The 17833-nt window shown below is 68.6% G+C and carries 17 protein-coding genes and 1 riboswitch; of the genes, 9 read left to right on the forward strand and 8 right to left on the reverse strand.

Annotated features, from left to right (window positions below; all coding sequences use genetic code 11):
• The first annotated feature begins 5 nt into the window (after positions 1 to 5).
• Together ACX1DX_RS10845 and ACX1DX_RS10850 are read left to right on the forward strand one after the other, a co-directional pair.
• The gene (locus ACX1DX_RS10845) at positions 6 to 608 is read left to right on the forward strand and encodes a DsbA family protein (RefSeq protein WP_076062140.1); all 603 of its coding nucleotides are present in this window, start codon (positions 6 to 8) and stop codon (positions 606 to 608) included.
• Positions 609 to 672: 64 nt separating this feature from the next.
• Positions 673 to 1155, forward strand: coding sequence for a flavodoxin domain-containing protein (locus ACX1DX_RS10850; RefSeq protein ID WP_459396619.1), 483 nt, complete (start codon positions 673 to 675; stop codon positions 1153 to 1155).
• Here ACX1DX_RS10850 and ACX1DX_RS10855 read toward each other — a convergent pair.
• The 5 genes from ACX1DX_RS10855 to ACX1DX_RS10875 form a co-directional block, all read right to left on the reverse strand.
• A complete protein-coding gene (locus ACX1DX_RS10855; RefSeq protein WP_459396620.1) occupies positions 1145 to 1897 on the reverse strand; it encodes an extensin family protein in 753 nt (250 codons plus the stop codon). The genes ACX1DX_RS10850 and ACX1DX_RS10855 overlap by 11 nt on opposite strands.
• A gap of 69 nt (positions 1898 to 1966) precedes the next feature.
• On the reverse strand, positions 1967 to 3628 hold the full coding sequence (locus ACX1DX_RS10860) for an alpha-amylase family protein (RefSeq protein ID WP_182766866.1): 1662 nt from the start codon (positions 3626 to 3628) through the stop codon (positions 1967 to 1969).
• 18 nt (positions 3629 to 3646) lie between these two features.
• The gene (locus tag ACX1DX_RS10865) at positions 3647 to 4603 is read right to left on the reverse strand and encodes a TIGR03885 family FMN-dependent LLM class oxidoreductase (protein ID WP_459396621.1); all 957 of its coding nucleotides are present in this window, start codon (positions 4601 to 4603) and stop codon (positions 3647 to 3649) included.
• A gap of 45 nt (positions 4604 to 4648) precedes the next feature.
• On the reverse strand, positions 4649 to 6322 hold the full coding sequence (locus tag ACX1DX_RS10870) for a DUF885 domain-containing protein (protein WP_459396622.1): 1674 nt from the start codon (positions 6320 to 6322) through the stop codon (positions 4649 to 4651).
• Positions 6323 to 6374: 52 nt separating this feature from the next.
• Entirely contained in the window at positions 6375 to 7415 is a 1041-nt protein-coding gene (locus ACX1DX_RS10875) for an LLM class flavin-dependent oxidoreductase (protein ID WP_459396623.1), read from the reverse strand.
• Positions 7416 to 7511: 96 nt separating this feature from the next.
• A riboswitch (guanidine-III (ykkC-III) riboswitch) is annotated at positions 7512 to 7570 on the forward strand.
• Between the two features lie 35 nt (positions 7571 to 7605).
• On the opposite strand from ACX1DX_RS10875, the gene ACX1DX_RS10880 reads away from it, so the two are divergent.
• From ACX1DX_RS10880 to ACX1DX_RS10890, 3 genes are all read left to right on the forward strand, one after another.
• Positions 7606 to 7920: a DMT family transporter gene (locus ACX1DX_RS10880; RefSeq protein WP_182763048.1), complete on the forward strand. Its 315-nt coding sequence runs from the start codon at positions 7606 to 7608 to the stop codon at positions 7918 to 7920.
• Positions 7920 to 8267, forward strand: a complete 348-nt coding sequence (locus ACX1DX_RS10885) for a DMT family transporter (protein WP_182763047.1) — start codon at positions 7920 to 7922, stop codon at positions 8265 to 8267. Before ACX1DX_RS10880 ends, ACX1DX_RS10885 begins: the two co-directional genes overlap by 1 nt.
• Positions 8268 to 8343: 76 nt before the next feature.
• The gene (locus tag ACX1DX_RS10890) at positions 8344 to 9681 is read left to right on the forward strand and encodes an ABC transporter substrate-binding protein (RefSeq protein WP_459396624.1); all 1338 of its coding nucleotides are present in this window, start codon (positions 8344 to 8346) and stop codon (positions 9679 to 9681) included.
• On the opposite strand, the gene ACX1DX_RS10895 is transcribed toward ACX1DX_RS10890, so the two are convergent.
• A complete protein-coding gene (locus ACX1DX_RS10895; RefSeq protein WP_245244048.1) occupies positions 9674 to 11581 on the reverse strand; it encodes a penicillin-binding transpeptidase domain-containing protein in 1908 nt (635 codons plus the stop codon). The two genes, ACX1DX_RS10890 and ACX1DX_RS10895, sit on opposite strands and share 8 nt — an antisense overlap.
• A 187-nt stretch (positions 11582 to 11768) precedes the next feature.
• Here ACX1DX_RS10895 and ACX1DX_RS10900 point away from each other — a divergent pair, with 187 nt between their 5' ends.
• The 4 genes from ACX1DX_RS10900 (at position 11769) to ACX1DX_RS10915 (ending at position 16560) form a co-directional block, all read left to right on the forward strand.
• Positions 11769 to 12959: a TerC family protein gene (locus tag ACX1DX_RS10900; protein ID WP_459396625.1), complete on the forward strand. Its 1191-nt coding sequence runs from the start codon at positions 11769 to 11771 to the stop codon at positions 12957 to 12959.
• A 1-nt stretch (position 12960) separates the two neighbouring features.
• The gene (locus ACX1DX_RS10905; protein WP_459396626.1) at positions 12961 to 14325 is read left to right on the forward strand and encodes an MFS transporter; all 1365 of its coding nucleotides are present in this window, start codon (positions 12961 to 12963) and stop codon (positions 14323 to 14325) included.
• Between the two features lie 244 nt (positions 14326 to 14569).
• Positions 14570 to 16126 carry a SulP family inorganic anion transporter gene (locus tag ACX1DX_RS10910; protein WP_459396627.1) on the forward strand — a complete coding sequence of 519 codons (1557 nt, stop codon included), beginning with the start codon at positions 14570 to 14572 and terminating at the stop codon, positions 16124 to 16126.
• A 23-nt stretch (positions 16127 to 16149) separates the two neighbouring features.
• Positions 16150 to 16560, forward strand: a complete 411-nt coding sequence (locus ACX1DX_RS10915) for a MerR family transcriptional regulator (protein WP_459396628.1) — start codon at positions 16150 to 16152, stop codon at positions 16558 to 16560.
• A gap of 10 nt (positions 16561 to 16570) precedes the next feature.
• Here the strand turns inward: ACX1DX_RS10915 and ACX1DX_RS10920 are convergent, their stop codons facing one another.
• Both ACX1DX_RS10920 and ACX1DX_RS10925 read right to left on the reverse strand, forming a co-directional pair.
• On the reverse strand, positions 16571 to 17179 hold the full coding sequence (locus ACX1DX_RS10920) for an MBL fold metallo-hydrolase (protein WP_459396629.1): 609 nt from the start codon (positions 17177 to 17179) through the stop codon (positions 16571 to 16573).
• Positions 17176 to 17769, reverse strand: coding sequence for a TetR/AcrR family transcriptional regulator (locus ACX1DX_RS10925; protein WP_459396630.1), 594 nt, complete (start codon positions 17767 to 17769; stop codon positions 17176 to 17178). The genes ACX1DX_RS10920 and ACX1DX_RS10925 overlap by 4 nt, the downstream gene beginning before the upstream one ends.
• Positions 17770 to 17833: the final 64 nt, after the last annotated feature.

The raw sequence follows: 17833 nt of genomic DNA on the forward strand, positions 1-17833 counted from the left end.
GAGCCATGACGACACACGTTGATTTCTGGTTCGACCCCGTCTGCCCCTGGGCCTGGATGACCTCCCGCTGGATGCTCGAGGTGGAGAAGGTCCGTGACGTGAAGACCACCTTCCACGTCATGAGCCTCTCCGTCCTCAACGACGGTCGCGACCTACCTTCCGATTACCAGGAGCTCATGGACAAGGCCTGGGTGTCGGCTCGCGCGGCGCTGCTCGTGGAACAGCGCCACGGCTCTGAGAAGCTGCTCGAGTTCTACACGGAGATCGGCACCCGCTTCCACCTCAACGATGAGGAGCGCTCCCCAGAAACCGTCAGGGCGGCGCTCGCCGCCGTCGGGGCTGACGCCGACATCGTCGACATCGCCCAGACCCGCGACATCGACGACGACCTGCGCCGTTCGCACCACGAGGGCATGGACCCGGTGGGCGACGAGGTGGGCACCCCGGTGCTGCGCGTCAACGGCATGAGCCTGTTCGGCCCGGTCATCTCGCCCGCGCCGAAGGGCGAGGAGGCGGGGGACCTGTTCGACGGTTTCGTGAAGGTCACCGCCTACCCCGGGTTCTTCGAACTGAAGCGCACCCGCACCGTCGGGCCCATCTTCGACTGAACCCGGGCCCGTTAGGGGCGACCCCGGAGTCGGCGGGCACAACCGCGTCACTATCTTATGGTTCATGACTTCGGTTCTCGTCGGGTACGCCACCCGCACCGCCTCCGCCCGCGACGTCGCACTCACCGTCGCAGATGTCCTTCGTGAGGGCGGCCACGACGTGCGCGTGGCCGACCTCAAGGACAAGCCCGCCGTCGACGGGGCCGGTCTCGTGATCTTCGGCAGTGGCATCAACGCCAACAACTGGTACTCCGAGGCAACGACGTGGGCCGCCTCCCATGCCGAGGCCCTGAAAGGCACCAGGGTGGCGGTGTTCAACACCTGCCTCAGCGCCCAGCACCCGGCCGCGCGTGACCAGTCCCTTGCGTACAACGCGCCGATGGTGGAACTGACGGGTGCGGAGGCCAGCGAGTCTTTCGCGGGGCGTTACGTCCCCGGGAAGGTGGGCTTCTTCCGCCGCCTGTTGATGAAGTCGATGAAGCACGGCGAGCAGGACCACTTCGACCCCGCCGCCGTGCGGGCCTGGGCGGTGACGCTCACCCCCTAGCCGCGGCGTCGAGGAACGCTGCCCAGCCCTCCGTCGTGCTGAGGCGTTGCGTGATGCCGAACTCCTGCTGCAGGGCGCGGGCGGCGTCGCGGGTGGTGGCGTCGAAGTCGCCGTGGTCGGGCACGTCCCGGCCGAAGACCCAGCGCAGCACGCCCTGCACGAGCGTCACGTGCGTGCGGGAGCCCTCGTTGAAGCCGAACGGTTCGTAGCCGCTGACGCCGTTGTCGACGTGGATGTGATTGTGGTGCTGCTCGTTGTAGCGGTAGGTGAGCGTGTAGTTGAAGTGCTTCGCCAACGACGCCGCCAACCGCCAGTACAGGCCGAGCCTCGTCGGGTCCTCCCCGTAGCGGTCGTAGCGGCAGGAGACCTCGGTGCCGTCCTCATGGGTGAGGACGCCGAAGTCGAACGCCCGGCCCGCGGCGTGCCAGGACCCGCACTTGTCGACGTGGGCACCGTAGGTGGACACCGCCGCCAGCGCGCCGAGCCCGCTGACCGCCACCCAGTCGTCGGCCCAGCCCTGCAGCTGCTCGACGAACCGCGGGTCCGCGTTGAAGCTCTGCGGGGTGCCGGTGATCTCGTAGCGCAGGGGCGCTCCGCCGAGCGTGTCGAAGGCGGTCAGCGACTCAGGCGAGCGGCAGGCCACCGGCCCGTCCAGGGGCACGTCGAAGCCGGGGTCGAACCGCCCGCACGCGGCCAAGGGCAGCACCGCGGCGCCGAGGAGCAGCGCGCGGCGGGATGTCATGGCAGCCAGCGTAGATCCGGCGCCAAGCCCCCGCCATCCGCCGGAAGTGCCGGCCGACCCTGACGTGCCTCAGGTGGCCCGTCGCGCCACGCGGAACCACCGGTAACCGTAGCCGTCGAGCGCCACCTCCAACGCGCCGCCCTCGTGGTGGATCACGGCCTCGCCGTCCAGCAGGTCCTCCACCACGTCGTCGTCCCCGAACACGTCCGTGAGGGAGACGACGGTGCCGTCGGAGGAGAAGTTGTGGAGAGCCACGACGGAGGAGTCGTCCAACTGCAGGCGGTGCGCAAGCACGGAGGGGGTATTGTGCTCCAGCACGCTGAAGTCGCCCCAGCCCATCTCGGGCCGCCGTCGACACACGCCGATCAGGGTGCGGATGAAGGACCACAGCGAGCTGGGATCGTGCTCCTGGTCTGCGACGTTGACGTGGTCGGGGCCGAAGCCGTCCGCCACGGGCCGCTGGATGAGCTTGCCGGGGGGAGCGCTGGAGAAACCTCCGTTGCGGCCGCTGTCCCACTGCATGGGCGTGCGCACGGACATGCGCCCCTCGGCCGAGAGGTCCTCGCCCATGCCGATCTCCTCGCCGTAGTACAGCGTGGGGGAGCCGGGCAGCGAGAACATCAGCGAGTAGGCCATCCGGACGCGGCGGGGGTCTCCGGCGAACATGGGTGGGAGCCGGCGCTTGAGGCCGCGGTTGTAGACCTGCATCTCCTCCTCGGGGCCGAAGGCCTCGAAGACCTCCTGGCGCTCTTGGTCAGTGAGCTTGTCGAGGGTGAGTTCGTCGTGGTTGCGCAGGAACGTGGCCCACTGGCAGGTGGGGTGGATCTCGGGGCGGTCCAACAGCGCCTTGATGAGCGGCGCCGGGTCCTCGCGGGCGAAGGACAGGTAGCAGGCCTGCATGGCGATGAAGTCGAACATCATGTGGAGCTCGTCGCCGCGGTCCTCACCGAAGTACTTCAGCTGCTCCTCGTGCGGCACGTTGACCTCGCCGAGCAGCATGGCGTCGCCCTTGCGGCGGCCCAGGAAGTCGCGGATGCCGCGGATCACGTCGTGCGGGTCCGTGTACTGGGTGGGCGTCGTCGTGGTCTCGGAGTTCTGCAGCAGGAAGGGCACGGCGTCGACGCGGAAGCCGTCGATGCCCAGTTCCAGCCAGAAGCCGACGGTGCGCAGGAGCTCGTCCATCACCTTCGGGTTGGCCACGTTGAGGTCCGGCTGGTGGCTGTAGAAGTGGTGGAGGTACCAGGTGCCGGTGCGCTCGTCCTTCGTCCAGATGCCGTCCTCCTCGCCGGGAAACACGACTTCGGCCGACGTGTCGCCCGGGTCGTCGTCACGCCAGATGTAGTAGTCGCGGAACTTGTTGGTGGTGCTCCGACGCGACGCGACGAACCAGGGGTGCTGGTCCGAGGTGTGGTTGATGATGAGGTCTGCGATGACCCGGATGCCGCGGCTGTGGGCGGTGCGGATGACCTCCAGCAACTCGCCGTGATTGCCCAGGCGTGGGTCGACGCCGTAGAAGTCCTTGATGTCGTAGCCGTCGTCGCGGTCCGGGCTGGGGTAGAACGGCATCAGCCACAGGGTGTTGACCCCGAGTTGGGCGAGGTAGTCGATGCGCTGGGAGAGCCCGGCGAGGTCGCCCACGCCGTCACCGTCGCTGTCCAGATAGGTCTCGATGTCCAGGCAGTAGATGATGGCGCTCTTCCACCACAGGTCGCTCGTATCGGTAATCCTCATGGGTCCATCGAAGCCAGGTCAGGCGAACTCTGGCAAGACCCGTGAGCCGAACTCCTCGATGAAAGGCTGCTGGTGCTGGCCCACGAAGTGGAGGTAGATGTCGTCGAATCCGAGTGCTGCGTACTCCTGAATCCAGGCCACGTGCTGGGCCGGGTCGTCGGAGATGCGCACCGCACGGCGGACCTCGTCGACGGTGATGTGGGACGCCGCCACGTCGAAACCCTCCACGGTGGCGATGTCCCAGGTCAGGGGTGCGCCCACCGCGTTGCCCGCCCACTGCTCGTGGGCGATGTGCTCCGCCCTCTCCAAGCTGGGGGCCCAGCTGAGGTGCAGCTGGAGCGCGAGTCGGCCCCTCCCGCCGGCGCCCCGGTAGGCGTCGATGACCCGGCGGAGGGAGTCGTGGTCCTGGTTCACCGTGATGAGGCCGTCGGCCCACTGCGCGATGCGCGCGGCCGATTCAGCCGAGACGGCCGGGCCGATGAGCAGCGGCCGTTCCTCAGGCCGGTCCCAGATGCGCGCGCAGTTCACGGTGACCAGGCCGTCGTGGGAGACCTCCTCACCGTCGAGCAGGCGGCTGATGATGCCGACGCATTCGTCGAGGCGTTGTTCGCGAACCTCCTTGCGCGGCCAGACGTCGCCGGTGATGTTCTCGTTCATCGCCTCGCCGCTGGCGAGCGCCGTCCAGAAGCGGCCCGGGAACATGGACGCCAACGTGCCGATCTTCTGCGCCATGACGGCCGGGTGGTAGCGCTGGCCCGGGGCGGTGACGCAGCCGAACGTGAGCCCGGTGGTGGCGAGCGCCGCGCCCAGCCAGCTCCACGTGTAGCCGGAGTGGCCCTGCGCCGTGGACCACGGCACGAAGTGGTCTGAGCACATGGCCATCTGGAACCCGGCCTGTTCTGCGAGTTGAACGTCGGTCAGGAGCTGGCCGGGGGCGATCTGCTCGTGGGAGGCGTGGAAGCCGAGTCGCGTCATGGCCTCTAGTCCAGCCCATCCGGGGCCAGGGCGCAACGGTTTCGGCTACTTCAGGAGTGCCTCGCGGAGGGTGTCGAGGCCCACGGAGCCGAGGTCCAGGGCCCTGCGGTGGAACGACTTCACGTCGAACGCGTCGCCTCCCCGGGCCGCTGCCTCGTCGCGCGCCTGCTCCCACAGCCGCTGGCCCACCTTGTAGGACGGCGCCTGTCCGGGCCAGCCGAGGTAGCGGTCCAGTTCGAAGCGCAGGAACTCTTCGGCCATGTTGGCGTTGGCCTTGAAGAACTCCCAGGCCTTGGGCTCGTTCCAGGTGCCGCCGCCCCATTCCTCCGGCGCTTCCTTGCCCAGGTGGACGCCGATGTCGAGGACGACGCGGGCAGCGCGCATGCGCTGGGCGTCGAGCATGCCCATCCGGTCTCCGGGGTCGTCGAGGTAGCCGAGGTCCGCCATCAGGCGCTCCGCGTAGAGGGCCCAGCCCTCGCCGTGACCCGAGACCCAGCACGCGAGCCGGCGCCAGTGGTTGAGGAGCGCGGAGCGGTAGATCGTCTGGCCCAGCTGGAGGTGATGGCCCGGGACGCCCTCGTGGTAGACGGTGGTCTTCTCGCGCCAGGTGCCGAAGCGCTCGACGCCCTCGGGCACCGACCACCACATGCGGCCGGGGCGGGAGAAGTCGTCGGAGGGGGCGGTGTAGTAGATGGCACCGGTGTTGCTGGGGGCGATCATGCACTCAAGCCGGCGCACCGGGGCGGGGATGTCGAAGTGGACGTCCGCCAGTTCGGCGACCGCCTGGTCCGAGGTCTCCTGCATCCAGCGCTGGAGGGCGTCCACGCCGTGGAGCTGGCGGTTGACGTCGTCGTCGAGGCGCGCCATGGCCTCCTCCGGTGAGGTGCCCTCGCCGTAGAGCTGGAGGGCGACGTCGTCCTGCTCGGCGACGATGCGGTGGAGCTCTTCGCGGCCCCACTCGTAGGTCTCGTCGAGGTCGACGCGGGCGCCCAGGAAGTAGCGCGAGAACCGCTCGTAGCGCTCCCGGCCCACGGCGTCGTCCTTCGGGGCGCGGGGGGCGAGCTCACGCAGCGCCTCGGCGAGCCGGCCGTAGGCCCCGCGGGCGACATCAGCGCTACGGAGCAGCGAGGCGGAGGCGGCGTCCGGCACCTGCGCGCCCTCGGCGAAACGGGTCCAGAAAGAACCGCCGCCGGCGAGCTCCTCTGCCTGCTTGACGCCCAGCTCGATCTGGCGGAGCGCAGGGAACGGGCCGTCGGCGTGGGTAGCCGCGTGGCGGAGCGATTCGATGTAGCCGTCCACCGCTGTCGGCACGGTGGCCATGCGCTGGTCGATGACCTCCCACTGTTCGAGGGTGTCCGTGGGCATCAGGTCGAAGATGTCGCGGATGCCCTGCAGCGGCGAGGCGAGGTTGTTGAGCGTGGCGTAGCTCTCGCCGGCGTCGTGGAGTTCGAGTTCGAGGCCGAGCCGCTCGTTCATGGCGGCGGCGGTGACCTCGTCGATCGCATCCTGCGGGGCGGTCTGACGCACCTTCGCGAGCGTGGCGCGCGTGGCGTCGGCGAGGGCGTCGAGGCCGGCCGGGGAGAAATCATCGAGGAGATGGTCCTGGCCGGGGATGCCCCAGTTCGTCGCGGCGATGGGGGAGAGCTTGGCCAAGGTCTCGACGTAGTCGTCGGCGATCTGGTCCAGGGGCGAGCTTGGTCGCGCGGGCGTTTCTGTCATGGATCCGACGCTAGCACCGGCCTCTGACCGCCCGGCGGGGGATCCTCACGGCTCAGGCGTCGGTGAGCATGTCCTTGACGAGCGGGACCACCTCGGTGCCGTAGAGCTCGATGGAGCGCAGGATCGCCTCGTGGGAGAGACGGCCGGCGGACACCTTGAGCTGGTAGCGGGTGGCGTCGAGTGCCTTCATGCCGTCGGCGATCTTGCGGGCCACGGTCTCCGGAGAACCCACCGCCATGGAGCCGTGGGCGGCCTCGTGCTCGAAGTGTTCCCGGCCCATCTGGCCCCAACCGCGCTCACCGCCGATGCGGCGGCTCTGCTCGAGCCACGCGGGGTAGAGCTGCTCCAGAGCCTCCTCGTCCGTCGGCGCCACGTGACCGTACGTGTGGTAGCCCACGGGCTGCGGCGCCTTACCCAGTTCCTCGAGGGCCCGACGGTGCAGTTCGGCGAACGGCGCGAACCGGGCGGTGGGACCGCCGATGATGGCCAGCATGAGCGGCAGGCCGTGCGACGCGGCACGCACCACGGACTGGGGGCTGCCTCCCACGGCGACCCACGTCTTGAGCGGCCCGTCGGCCAGGGTGGGGAAGAGCTCGACGTCCTTGAGGTTCTGGGTGAGCTTGCCCTGCCACGTGTTGATGCCGCCTTGGACGAGTTGGGCGAAGAGGGCGAGCTTCTCCTCGAAGAGCTCCTCGTAGTCGGCCAGATTGTAGCCGAACAGGGGGAACGACTCGGTGAAGGAACCGCGCCCCACCACGATCTCGGCCCGGCCGGAGCTGATGGCGTCCAGGGTGGCGAAGCGCTCGAACACGCGCACCGGGTCGTCGGAACTGAGGACCGTGACGGCGGAGGCCAGCTTGATGTGCTGGGTGCGGGCGGCGATGGCCGCGAGCACCATCTCCGGCGAGGACACGGCGAAGTCGTCGCGGTGGTGCTCGCCGATGCCGATGGCGTCCAGGCCCACCTGGTCGGCGAGGATCCCCTCATCGACGACGTTGCGCACGACCTGGTCGTGCGGCAGCAGCGTGCCGTCGGGCGCTGCGGTGACGTCGCCGAAGGTGTCGATGCCGAATTCAAGCGTTTCGAGGTCCATGCCCACTCCAACAATGTTTAGGGTTCAACTATTCCCGGAGTCTAGCCGATCAAGCGCCGGTGACCTTGGTGGGCACCCTGGACTCCTTTAGACTCGGCGCTGGCGACCCGCCCCGGACGACGGATCAGTACCCGGTGAAGACAAGACTGGCCCCCTCGCGTGAGGGCAGTGCAGAAGGAGTTGTGTCTTCATGGATTGGGTCATCCTGCTCGCCTCCGGTGTGATGGAGGCCGTCTGGGCCACCGCGCTCGGCCGCTCGAACGGGCTCCGGCGCCCCCTGCCCACCATGGTCTTCGTGGTGGCGTCGGTCCTCAGTCTCATTGGCCTCGGGGTGGCGCTCGACACGCTGCCGACGGGCACGGCCTATGCCGTCTGGACCGCCACCGGCGCTTCGCTCACCGTGATCTGGGCGATGGCCACGGGCGCGGAGCCGGCCAACGTCAAGAAGGTCCTCCTGCTGGTGGGCATCGTGACGTGCGTCGTGGGCCTGAAGGTGGTGGCGTGATGCGGCTGCCGCAGTCCTGGGCCTGGCCCGTCCTCCTGGTCAGCGCCGTCCTCGAGGCGGTGTGGGCCAACGCGCTGTCGGCTAGCGAGGGTTTCGCGAGGCTCGGGCCCACCGTCGTGTTCCTCGTGGCGGTGGCACTGTCCACTGTCGGCCTCGGGTTGGCGATGAAACACATCCCTACGGGGACGGCCTATGCGGTGTGGACCAGCCTCGGGGCGGTGCTCACCGTGACCTACGCCACCCTGACCGGCCAGGAGGAGATGTCCTGGCTGAAGGCGCTGTTCCTGGCCGGCATCGTCGCGTGCGTGGTGGGCCTGAAGCGGATGGATCGGGACAGCCCTCACTGAGGAGATCCTCGCCGCCGGCCGATGGGCACTGCGCCGGGCTGGCATTCTTGGAAGCCCAGTCACTGAGAAGGCACCCATGAAGCGACGCACGTTCCTCACTGTTGCCGCAGGCAGCACCGTGGTCTCGTGCGCGCCCGGCTCCCATCAGGAACCGACTGCCAGCTCCCAGCCTGTTGCCGTCGCGGACCCTGACATCGCGTCGCTCGGCGACGTCACGTTGACCGTGTGGGACCAGGAGGTCCGCGGGGGTCAGAACGCCACGATGGAGGCCTTGAACCAGGGCTTCCAGGACGCGTTCCCCAACGTGACGATCCGGCGACTGTCGCAGTCCTTCGACGACCTCCGCAAGCAGGTCACACTCGCGCTCTCCGGCAACGATGTGCCCGACGTGATGCAGGTCAACAACGCCCGGGCCGACATGGGGGCCTTCGTCCGTGCGGGTCAGATCCTCGACCTCTCCGGGTTCGCGGCCGCCTACGGCTGGGACGACCGGTTCGCCGGCTCGGTGCTGGGCAAGATGCGCTACTCACCGGATGCGGTCAGTTTCGGGGAGGGGAACCTCTACGGAGTGCCGCAGACGGGGGAGATCGTCGGGTTGTACTACCGGCAGGCGACCCTGGACAGGCTCGGCGGCGAGGCCCCCGGAACGTGGGAGGGCTACTTCGCCCTGCTCGACGCGGCGCGCGGCGACGGGCTGCAGCCGATGGTGCTCGGCAACCTGGACAAGTGGCCCGCCCTCCATGTGTTCGGGCCGCTCCAGGCCGCCTACGTGCCCACGGACGACATCATCAAGCTCGGCATGGGCAACTCGGGGGCCAGTTGGACCAGCGCCGCGAACCTCGAGGCGCTCACGAAGTTCGCCGCCTGGGGTGCGGAGGACTACCTGGGTGACTCTCCCAACGGCACGGACTACGACTCGGCCTGGCTCCACTTCGCCGAGGGCAAGGCGGCCTTCCTGCCGGCCGGGAGTTGGCTCGCCACCGACCTGCAGGATGCCGTGGGCGAGGGACTGCGCTTCATGGCTCCGCCCATGGGCCTCGACGGTGCGCTGGCCACCACCGGGGGTACCGGCATCCCGTGGTCCATCCCGTCGAGGGCGGCCCATCCGGAGGTCGCGGCCGCCTATCTGGACTTCATCACCAACGAAGGGGCCATGGAGACGGTCGCGGCCAACGGCGGGCTCCCCGTGCTGCGGGCAGGCGAGCTGGCGCCGGAGACCGGGGTGCTGCACGACGTCTTCGTGGAATTTGAGGCCGTGTCGCAGCGGGGCACGCTGTTGCCCTATCTGGACTACGCGACGCCCAGCTTCGGCGACACCGCGGGCGCGGCGTTCCAGGAACTGATCGGCGGCCAGAAGGACCCCGAAGCGGTGGCCGAGGTGCTCCAGGCCGACTACGCGGCCTTCGTCAGCTGAACAGAGCCGTGATCAGGGGCGCCGCGGTGGTGCCGCCGCTGTCGCCGACCTCCACGAACGCCGACACCGCCACCTTGTCGTTGTAGGCGATCATCCACGCGTGCGTCTGCTGGTTGCCCGTCGGTCCCCACTGGGCGGTGCCCGTCTTGGCGCCGATCATCTTGCCCTTCAGGGACTGCGCGGTGCCGGTGTCCACCGTCGCCTTCATCATGGCCTGGAGGCTCTGCGCCTCGGCGGCCGCCAGCGGAGCGGCCGTCGGCGACGCCTGGTGGCCCTTGACCAGCCACGGCACGACGGTGCGGCCGGCGCCCACGGAAGCGGCCACCGCCGCCATGCCCAACGGCGACATCGTGATCTGGCCCTGGCCGATCATCGACGCGGCCCGGTCGATCCGGTTGCTCGGCGCCACTGTGCCGAAGTTCGACGTGAACCCGGCGTCGTAATCGGTGCCCACGCCCAGCGAACCGGCGGCAGCGGCCAGCTGGTCCGAGGTGACGGTGTCTGCGCCCGCGACGAACGCCGTGTTGCACGAGTACTTGAAGGCATCCGTGAGCGTGATGGCGCCGGTGTGGCTGTAGCCGGTGTAGTTACCGAAGGTGTAGGTGTCGATGGCGAGCGTGGGCGGGCACTGCACCGTCGACGACGGCGACAGCCCGTGCCGCAGCATCGCCAGCGACGAGACGACCTTGAACGTGGAACCGGGAGCGAACTTGCCGAACGTGGCGTGCGGATAGGTGCCACCCGACGGCGACTGGGCCGCCGCGAGCAACCCACCGTCGGCCAGGTTGATCACCACGAGCGACGCGAGACCGGGCTGCGCCGCGAGGACCGCTTCGGCCTTTGTCTGCAGGTCACGGTCCATGCTGAGGTCGATGCCTTCGCTGACGGATTCGTCCTGGAGGAACAGCGGGCGAGGTTCCATGGGGGTGGGCGACGGCGACGCGCCCTCCTCCGCCGCCCTGGACACCAGGTCCACCCGGATCAGGGGCACTCCGCGGAGCTGCTCGTCGTAGCGCAGCTGCAGGCCGGAGATGCCCACGCGGTCGTTGACGGTGAGCTTGCCGCCGGACTTCTCGATCATCTCCGCGGTGGGTTCCCCGATCGCGCCCAGGATGGGCGCCGCGAACGTCGAGCTGGGGCCCAGCACCGCACGGATCTCGCGCACGTGCCGGCCCGGCACATCGGCGACCCCGGCGGGGATCTCCGACTGGGGCAGCGTCTTGGCGATCACGAACGCCCGCGGCCCGCCGCCCAGCACCTTGGCCGTGAAGGCCTCCGCGTCGGCGCCCAGGAGGGTGGCCAGCTGGGCGGCGGAGGTGGCCCATTCGGCTTCGGCCAGCGCGGCCTTGTCGATGCCCACCTCGTAGAGCGCGCGCTCCTCCACCAGCGCAAGGCCGGTGTTGTCGTTGATCGGCCCGCGCTTGGCCTCCTCCTGCGTGAAGCGCAACCGCGTCGACCCCGTCAGCTCAGGGTGCGCCAACGTCGGCGACCACTCAAGCACCCACTGGTCGTCGCGGAGCGTGAACGCGGCGGGCGTGGCGTAGGTCCAGCCGTCCACGCCGAGCGGGTACGTCACCGTCAAGGTGCCGACGGCGCCCTCACCCTGGTAGGTCAGCTCGCCCGGTTCGAACGTGGGGTAGATGCCATCCATGCCGGCGAAGATCGTTTCGAGTTCGGCCTGCGCCGCGGCGTTGCTGGCCGACATCGTGAGCTTGGAGACATCCCTGGCAGTCAGGGCCGCGGCCACTTCCGCCAGGACGGAATCTGCGGCCGGCACGTCACCGGCTGGGCTTGCGGCCGTCGGCGACTCCTGCGGCTGGGGCGAGTCACCGTCGGCGCCCGGGGCGCAGCCCGAGGCGAGTAGGACGGCGGTCAGTGCCGCGGCCAGTAGTCGACGCATCAGGGACCTCCTCTTCGGCGCCACCCCAGGCTACCCAAGGGTGACGACAGCCCTCGCAGAACGCGCGGTGGCTTCCGGCGTTTCCGGGCTGGCGGTGCCGGACGGTAGACTTGATGAGTCATCGACGTTGGCCCTGAAGGGTACCGATGGCAGAAACCCCGCTTTCTCGCCAGTCAGGAGCTTTTGCGTGTCGACAAACGTGCCCCTCTGGGTCTGGGCGATCACTCTGGTCGCCATTCTGGCCCTTCTCGCGTTCGACTTCTTCTTCCACGTGCGGCAGGCGCACGAACCCACCCTGCGTGAGGCCACCATCTGGTCGGCCTTCTACGTGGGGGTGGCGATCCTCTTCGGTGTCATCCTGCTGATCTTCGGTGGCACCACCATGGGCGTGGAGTACTTCTCCGGCTATCTGCTGGAAAAGGCGTTGTCAGTTGACAACCTCTTCGTCTTCCTGGTGATCATCTCCAGCTTCGCCGTGCCTCGCGCGGACCAGCAGAAGGTGCTGCTGTTCGGCATCGTCTTCGCGCTGATCGCCCGCTCGGCCTTCATCTTCGCCGGCAAGGCGATGATCGACAACTTCACCTGGACCTTCTACCTCTTCGGCCTGATCCTCATCGTGACGGCTGGCAAGCTGCTGGCGCCGGAGAAGGAAGACTCGGAGGCGGACAACTTCATCATCCGCCTCGCCAAGCGCTTCCTCCACACCACGGACCACTACGACGGCGACAGGCTCTTCACCATGGAGAACGGCCGCCGGGTCCTCACCCCCATGCTGCTCGTGATGGTGGCCATCGGCGGCACGGACATCCTGTTCGCGCTCGACTCCATCCCCGCCATCTACGCGGTCACCACCAACGTGTACATCGTGTTCGCCGCCACCGCGTTCTCGCTGATGGGTCTGCGTCAGCTGTACTTCCTGATCGACGGGCTCCTGGACCGCCTCGTCTACCTGAAGTACGGCCTGTCGATCATCCTCGGCTTCATCGGCGTCAAGCTGGTGCTCGAGGCGCTGCACACCAACGCGCTGTTCTTCATCAACGACGGTGAGCCTGTCAACGTGTTCACGTTCGACGCGTACACCTCACTGCCCGTCATCATCGGCGTGCTGACGCTCACGGTCGTGGCGTCGCTGGTCTCGCCCAAGGGCAAGCTCATGGCCGCCGTCCGCCGTGTGGACCGCCTGGCCCACGGCTACCTGAGCCACGACTACCAGGGCGAGCCGGGCGAGCGCACCGCCAAGTACGAGGAGATGCTGACAGCGCAGAACGCCCTCATGCGCTTCGACCGCGAGAAGGTCGAGGCCATGATGGAAGAGGTCGGTGCCAACTGGTCCGTCGAGAAGGCGGAGCGCGCGCACGCCGAGGCCGGCGACTACTGACGTGCAGCTGATCAGCGCCCTCAGGCGACTCTGGCGCCACGCAGCCTTCCGTCGGCTGCTGACCCTGCGGATCCTGAGCCAGGCTGCTGACGGCACACTCCAGGTGGGGATGGCCAGCTACATCCTGTTCTCCCCACAGTCGCAGGCCAGCGCCTGGGCGATCGCGGGGGTGCTGGCGCTCACCCTGCTGCCGTTCACCGTGATCGGCCCGTTCGTGTCGCCGCTGCTGGACCGCTGGTCGCGACGCAACGTCGCCCTCTACTCGGACCTCACCCGGGCGGTCCTCGCCGCCACCATCGGCGTGATCATCGCCACGGGGGCCACGACGGGGGGCTGGGCCGTCGTGCTGTTCGGCGCCCTGCTGGTCGCGATGAGCATCAACCGGTTCATGCTGGCCGGGCTGTCGGCCGGGCTGCAGCACACCGTCGAGCAGGACGAGTACCTCACGGCGTCGTCGATCGTGCCGACGGTGGGACCCATCGGGGTCGTCATCGGCGCGGTCGCCGGCTTCGCCGCCCGGTTCGCGCTCGGCGACGCGCTGGGGGCCAACAGGGCCGATGCCATGGTGTTCGGGTTGTCGGCGGTGATGTTCGTCGGCTCGGTGCTGGTGTGCCGCGGCTTCCACCGCGACGCCCTTGGCCCCGGCCCCGTTGACCCAGCCGCTGGCGGCGTGGGTTCCACCGCCGTCAGGCGTGGTTCGACCACGGAGGTGGTGGCTGGCCTGGCAGATGCCGCCCGCCATCTGCGCACCCGTCCCGTCGCGCTCCTGGCGCTGCTGTTGATGGCCGCCACACGGCTGCTGTTCGGCCTGCTCAGCGTCGCGGTCATCCTCGCCGCCAGGCACCTGTGGCACCCTTCGGGCCGCCCGGAACTGGCGCTCGCCGACCTGACGGTCTGGGGCCTGGCCACCGGCGCCGGCTTCATCCTGTCCGCACCCGTGGTGCCCGTCATGGTGCGGTGGCTGGGGCTGCGTCGCACCTCGACCGCGGTGCTCCTGCTCGGCACGGCCACCTCGGCGGCGTTGGCCATCAGCTCCGCGAAGCCCGTGGTCTTCGTGGCCAGCTTCTTCGTCGGCCTCGCCGTCCAGGCGTTCAAGGTCTGTGTGGACACCATCGTCCAGTCGCACGTGGAAGAGCAGTACAAGGGTCGCGTCTTCACCTTCTACGACATGCTCTTCAACGCCGCGTTCGTCACCGCTGGGGTCGTGGCGGCCTTCGTGCTGCCCACCACGGGGCTGTCGACGGCGGCCTTCGTCGGCATCGGGGTGGGGTACATGGTCTGCGCCGGCGTGCTGTTCGGCGCAGGGGCCCGTCTGGGGCACGCCACGTTCGAACGCGGCACGGAAGACCTCACCCGCGCGTCCTGAACGCCGGTGTCAGTCGGTCGCCTCGGCCCACAGCTCGCGGCGACGCGCGGCCTGCCGACGGTCCACCGCCCCCACCACGACGCAGGCCAGGGTGATCAACCCGACGAGCCACAACAGTTTGCGCATCATGGCCGCCAATCTACCCGCTTGGCCGCATCGGTGATGGTTCAATTTCTCCCAACTCTCTCGTTGCGTTAGAGTTCACGGGCCGATGATCGTCGGCGATCACCTCAGAAGGAGCAGTATGGCTGAGCCGAGTGCGTCGACCCCTGTGCAGGACCGCTTCCCTTACGTCCCCGAGGCCGGTGAACGCGAGACGTCGACCTGGGCTGCGCTTCGCACCCCGCGACGGCTCAAGGTGGAGGTGCTCGCGGGCCTGGTGGTTGCGCTGGCGCTCATTCCCGAGGCCATCTCCTTCTCGATCATCGCCGGTGTCGACCCGCGGGTTGGTCTCTTCTCGAGCTTCGTGATGGCAGTGACCATCGCGATCGTGGGTGGGCGCCCCGCCATGATCTCGGCGGCGACCGGCGCCATCGCGCTGGTGATTGCGCCCGTGGCCCGTGATTACGGGATGGACTACTTCATCGCCACCGTGATCCTCGCCGGTGTCCTTCAGATCGTCCTGTCGCTGATCGGTGTCTCGAAGCTCATGCGCTTCGTGCCGCGCATGGTGATGGTGGGCTTCGTCAACGCACTGGCCATCCTGATCTTCCTGGCTCAACTGCCCCAGCTGCTGGGGGTGCCGTGGCTCGTCTACCCGATGGTGGCGTTGGGCCTACTCATCATGATCCTGCTCCCTCGTGTGACCACCGCAGTGCCGGCGCCCCTGGTGGCCATCGTGGTGATCACGGTGCTGGTCGTCGCCTCCGGATGGGACCTGCCGTCGGTGTCGGACCAGGGCGAGCTCCCCAGTTCCCTGCCGGAGCTGTTCCTGCCCCAAGTGCCGCTGACGCTGGAGACCCTGCAGATCATCGGCCCCTACGCACTGGCCATGGCTCTCGTCGGCATCCTCGAATCACTCATGACGGCGAAGCTGGTCGACGGCATCACCGACACCCACTCCAACAAGACTCGTGAAGGCTGGGGCCAGGGTGTGGCCAACATCGCCTCCGGCTTCTTCGGCGGCATGGGTGGCTGCGCGATGATCGGGCAGACCATGATCAACGTCAAGGTGTCCGGGGCCCGTACCCGCATCTCCACGTTCCTCGCAGGCGTGTTCCTGCTGATCCTCGTCGTGGGATTCGGCCCCGCCGTCGGGATGATCCCCATGGCTGCGCTGGTCGCGGTGATGATCATGGTCTCAGTGGCCACCTTGGACTGGCACAGCGTCCGGCCTTCCACGCTGCGCCGGATGCCCCACAGCGAGAACATCGTCATGTTCGTCACCGTGGTCATTACAGTGGCGACCCACAACCTCGCTTATGGCGTCATCGCAGGCGTCAACATGGCGATCATCGTCTTCGCCCGGCGGGTGGCCAGGTTCGCCTCCGTCGAGAAGGTGACCGAGACGGATGTTGACGGTGACGGCACCGTCGACGTGCGCGTCTACAAGGTCACCGGCGAAATGTTCTTCGCCACGAGCAACGACCTCGTCTACCAGTTCGACTACGCGGGGGACCCTGAGCGGGTGGTCATCGACTTCTCCGAGAGCCATATCTGGGATGCGTCCACCGTCGCCGCGCTCGACGCCGTGCAGACGAAATATGCCCGCAAGGGAAAGACCGTCGAGATCATCGGGCTCAACCGCTCGTCGGCGGCCCGACTCGGCAGGCTCAGCGGCCAGCTGGGCGACGCGCACTGAGCGCGCTCGGGCACACTGGAGGGATGAATGCTCATGCCCCCTTCGTCCCGACGATGCAGATCGGCGCCGTTGCTGAACGCGTCGGCCTGTCCATCCGGACGCTGCGGCACTACCACGATGTTGACCTGGTGCGCCCCAGTGGCCGGAGCGAGGGGGGCTTCCGCCTCTACACCGAGAGCGACGTGGAACGGCTGCTCCTCATCAGGCGGATGAAGCCGCTCGGCTTCAGCCTGGAGGAAATGGGCCAACTGCTCACCACCGCCGACGAGCACCGCGTCCGGCCCACCGGTGACACCTCGGCCGCGCTGCGTGAGTTCCTGGAGGTCGCCTCCGCGCGGCGCCGGGAGTTGCTGGAGCAGGTGGGCAAGGCGGACGAGTTCATCGATCAGCTGCGCTCGCTCGGAGGCGATCTGTCGATTGACGGCCAGGCCTAGGCCGGGAGCCCTACCAGCCGCGGGCGATCCAGTCAGCGAGCTGCGGGCGCTCGGCCCCGATGGTGGTGGAGGTCCCGTGCCCGGTGTGGACCACCGTCTCGTCGGGGAGCGTGAAGAGCCGCTCGGAGATGGACCCGATGATCTGCTCGAAGCCGGAATAGCCCCAGCGCGTGGCGCCCGGGCCGCCCTCGAAGAGGGTGTCGCCGGTGAAGACGCAGCCGAGATCCTCCGCCACCAGAGACACCGCCCCGGGCGTGTGGCCCGGGGTGTGGCGCACCTCCAGCTCGGTCCCCGCGACGGCGAGGCGCTCGCCGTCGAGCAGCGGGCTGAAGTCGGCGCCCGGGTGCTCCTGGTCCCAGAGGAACCTGTCGGCCTCGTGGAGCCGGATGGGCGGGCTGCCCACCAGGGGTGCCAAGTCCAGCACCGCACCGATGTGGTCCCAGTGCCCGTGTGTCAGCACGATCTGCGTGACGCGCCGCCCGCCCACGAGTTCGACGACGGCCGACGCGTCGTGGGCCGGGTCGATGACGATGGCCTCGGTGCCGTCGCCCACCAGCCACACGTTGTTCTCGAAGCCCTGGCCGGAGGCGGTCACCAGATGTTCGACGCGGGCGCTCACGCCCCGGTCCCGATCGGCTCGACGAAGGCCTGCGAGGCGAGGGTGATGAGCCGCTTGGATTCCTCGTTGTAGCCGATCTGGCGGGGGGAGTAGTGCAGTGTCTCGAGGATCTCCAGCGCATCGGCGACAGGGACGGTGAACCGCACGCCGGCGCGGGCGGCGGCCTGCTCGGCGACCTCCAGGTACATGGGCAGCAGCCCGGCGCGGGTGGCGCGCAGCCGCTCGCCGAACTCGGGCACCCGCGCGGCCCGCAGCGACAGTTCCACCTCTGTGGCATGCAGTGCGGGGGACAGGTGCGCCACGTCGAGGATGGCGGTGACGATGCTATCCGCCGGGATCTCGTCGGGCATGGTGGCCAGCGCGTCCCGGATCCGGGCCGACGACTCCTCGGCCACGGTCTGGGCGATCTCGATGCAGAGGTCGTCCTTGCTGGAGAAGTTCGAGTAGAAGGCCCCGCGTGTGAAGCCGGCCGCCTCACACACCTGCTCGACGCTGGTGGCGTCAATGCCACGGGTGCCGAACTCGCTGATGCCGGCCTCGACGAGGCGGGCGCGCGTGGCCCGTCGTCGGGCTGTGTCCAAGACCGTCATGTTGCTCACTTTCGCGACGGGTACAGGAATGTATTGAAATCGGTACACCGATGTATCCTGATGC

It is taken from the genome of Tessaracoccus zhenghani (assembly GCF_054552775.1).